This is a genomic window from Nocardia niigatensis NBRC 100131 (assembly GCF_000308655.1).
Classification (GTDB): Bacteria; Actinomycetota; Actinomycetes; order Mycobacteriales; family Mycobacteriaceae; genus Nocardia; species Nocardia niigatensis.
Map to the genome: position 1 here is coordinate 1 of NZ_BAGC01000025.1, position 2,900 is coordinate 2,900.

Genomic DNA, 2,900 nt, shown 5'->3' on the forward strand with positions numbered 1-2,900 from the left:
CTCCCGAGTAGCAGCGGGCCCGTGAAATCTGCTGTGAATCTGTCGGGACCACCCGATAAGCCTGAATACTACCTGGTGACCGATAGCGGACTAGTACCGTGAGGGAAAGGTGAAAAGTACCCCGGGAGGGGAGTGAAATAGTACCTGAAACCGTGCGCTTACAATCCGTCAGAGCCTTTGTAGGGTGATGGCGTGCCTTTTGAAGAATGAGCCTGCGAGTCATCGGTGTGTGGCGAGGTTAACCCGTGTGGGGGAGCCGTAGCGAAAGCGAGTCCGAATAGGGCGGTCGAGTCGCACACTATGGACCCGAAGCGGAGTGATCTACCCATGGCCAGGGTGAAGCGACGGTAAGACGTCGTGGAGGCCCGAACCCACTTAGGTTGAAAACTGAGGGGATGAGCTGTGGGTAGGGGTGAAAGGCCAATCAAACTCCGTGATAGCTGGTTCTCCCCGAAATGCATTTAGGTGCAGCGTCGCGTGTTTCTCGCCGGAGGTAGAGCTACTGGATGGCCTAGGGGGCCCACAAGCTTACCGAAGTCAGCCAAACTCCGAATGCCGGTGAGTGAGAGCGCGGCAGTGAGACTGTGGGGGATAAGCTTCATAGTCGAGAGGGAAACAGCCCAGATCGCCGGCTAAGGCCCCTAAGCGTGTACTAAGTGGAAAAGGATGTGGAGTCGCGAAGACAACCAGGAGGTTGGCTTAGAAGCAGCCACCCTTGAAAGAGTGCGTAATAGCTCACTGGTCAAGTGATTCTGCGCCGACAATGTAGCGGGGCTCAAGTACACCGCCGAAGCCGCGGCATTCAGACATAGCCTGCTTTCGAGCCAGGTGTCTGGATGGGTAGGGGAGCGTCGTGTGGCCAGGGAAGCGGCGGAGTGATCCAGCCGTGGAGGCCATGCGAGTGAGAATGCAGGCATGAGTAGCGAAAGACGAGTGAGAAACTCGTCCGCCGAATGACCAAGGGTTCCTGGGCCAGGTTAATCCGCCCAGGGTGAGTCGGGACCTAAGGCGAGGCCGACAGGCGTAGTCGATGGACAACGGGTTGATATTCCCGTACCCGTGTATCCGCGCCCAATGGCGAATCATCTGTGCTAACCATCCAAAAGCGGACCTATCACCTTCGGGTGAAGAGAAGTGGCTGCATGGGACCCTGGGTGTAGTAGTCAAGCGATGGGGTGACGCAGGAAGGTAGCTGGGCCAGGTGATGGAATACCTGGTGTAAGCCTGTAGGGCGAGACATAGGCAAATCCGTGTCTCATGAGCCTGAGAGGTGATGCGTAGCCGATTGAGGCGAATTCAGTGATCCTATGCTGCCGAGAAAAGCCTCTAGTGAGTTGGTACACGGCCCGTACCCCAAACCGACACAGGTGGTCAGGTAGAGAATACTAAGGCGATCGAGATAACTGTGGTTAAGGAACTCGGCAAAATGCCCCCGTAACTTCGGGAGAAGGGGGACCACGCCTGGTGACGTCCTTTACGGATCGAGCTGGGTGGGGTCGCAGAGACCAGTGAGAAGCGACTGTTTACTAAAAACACAGGTCCGTGCGAAGTCGTAAGACGATGTATACGGACTGACGCCTGCCCGGTGCCGGAAGGTTAAGAGGACCGGTTAGCGCTTCGGCGCGAAGCTGAGAATTTAAGCCCCGGTAAACGGCGGTGGTAACTATAACCATCCTAAGGTAGCGAAATTCCTTGTCGGGTAAGTTCCGACCTGCACGAATGGCGTAACGACTTCTCAGCTGTCTCAACCACAGACTCGGCGAAATTGCAGTACGAGTAAAGATGCTCGTTACGCGCGGCAGGACGAAAAGACCCCGGGACCTTCACTATAGCTTGGTATTGGTGTTCGGTACGGTTTGTGTAGGATAGGTGGGAGACTGTGAAAGCGGCACGCCAGTGTCGTGGGAGTCGTCGTTGAAATACCACTCTGATCGTATTGGACCTCTAACCTCGGACCCTGATCGGGTTCAGGGACAGTGCCTGGTGGGTAGTTTAACTGGGGCGGTTGCCTCCCAAAATGTAACGGAGGCGCCCAAAGGTTCCCTCAGCCTGGTTGGCAATCAGGTGTCGAGTGCAAGTGCACAAGGGAGCTTGACTGTGAGACCGACAGGTCGAGCAGGGACGAAAGTCGGGACTAGTGATCCGGCACCGGCAAGTGGAAGCGGTGTCGCTCAACGGATAAAAGGTACCCCGGGGATAACAGGCTGATCTTCCCCAAGAGTCCATATCGACGGGATGGTTTGGCACCTCGATGTCGGCTCGTCGCATCCTGGGGCTGGAGTAGGTCCCAAGGGTTGGGCTGTTCGCCCATTAAAGCGGCACGCGAGCTGGGTTTAGAACGTCGTGAGACAGTTCGGTCTCTATCCGCCGCGCGCGTTAGAAACTTGAGGAAGGCTGTCCCTAGTACGAGAGGACCGGGACGGACGAACCTCTGGTGTGCCAGTTGTTCCGCCAGGAGCACGGCTGGTTGGCCACGTTCGGAAGGGATAACCGCTGAAAGCATCTAAGCGGGAAGCCTGTTCCAAGATGAGGTTTCTCACCCCCTCGAGGGGGTAAGGCCCCCAACAGACCATTGGGTTGATAGGCCAGAACTGGAAGTCTGGTAACAGATGTAGGTGACTGGTACTAATAGGCCGAGGACTTACCAACAAAGAAGCTACGCGTCCACTGTGCAGTATCTGAAACAACACACAGATCACTGAGAAGACAGGAATCGGGGCCCGGTAACGGGGTTCGTGTCCTGGCTCTCTGTGTGACAGTTTCATAGAGTTACGGCGGCTATAGCGGTGGGGAAACGCCCGGTCCCATTCCGAACCCGGAAGCTAAGGCCACCTGCGCCGATGGTACTGCACTCGACAGGGTGTGGGAGAGTAGGACACCGCCGGAACATCCTTCGCGAA

The 2,900-nt window shown here is 56.6% G+C and carries 2 rRNA genes; both read left to right on the top strand.

The window, feature by feature from the left end:
* Window positions 1-2,649: ribosomal RNA gene (locus ON33_RS07090) — 23S ribosomal RNA — on the top strand; the annotation flags it as partial.
* A 121-nt stretch (window positions 2,650-2,770) separates the two neighbouring features.
* Window positions 2,771-2,887 (top strand): 5S ribosomal RNA (gene rrf / locus ON33_RS07095).
* Window positions 2,888-2,900: the final 13 nt, after the last annotated feature.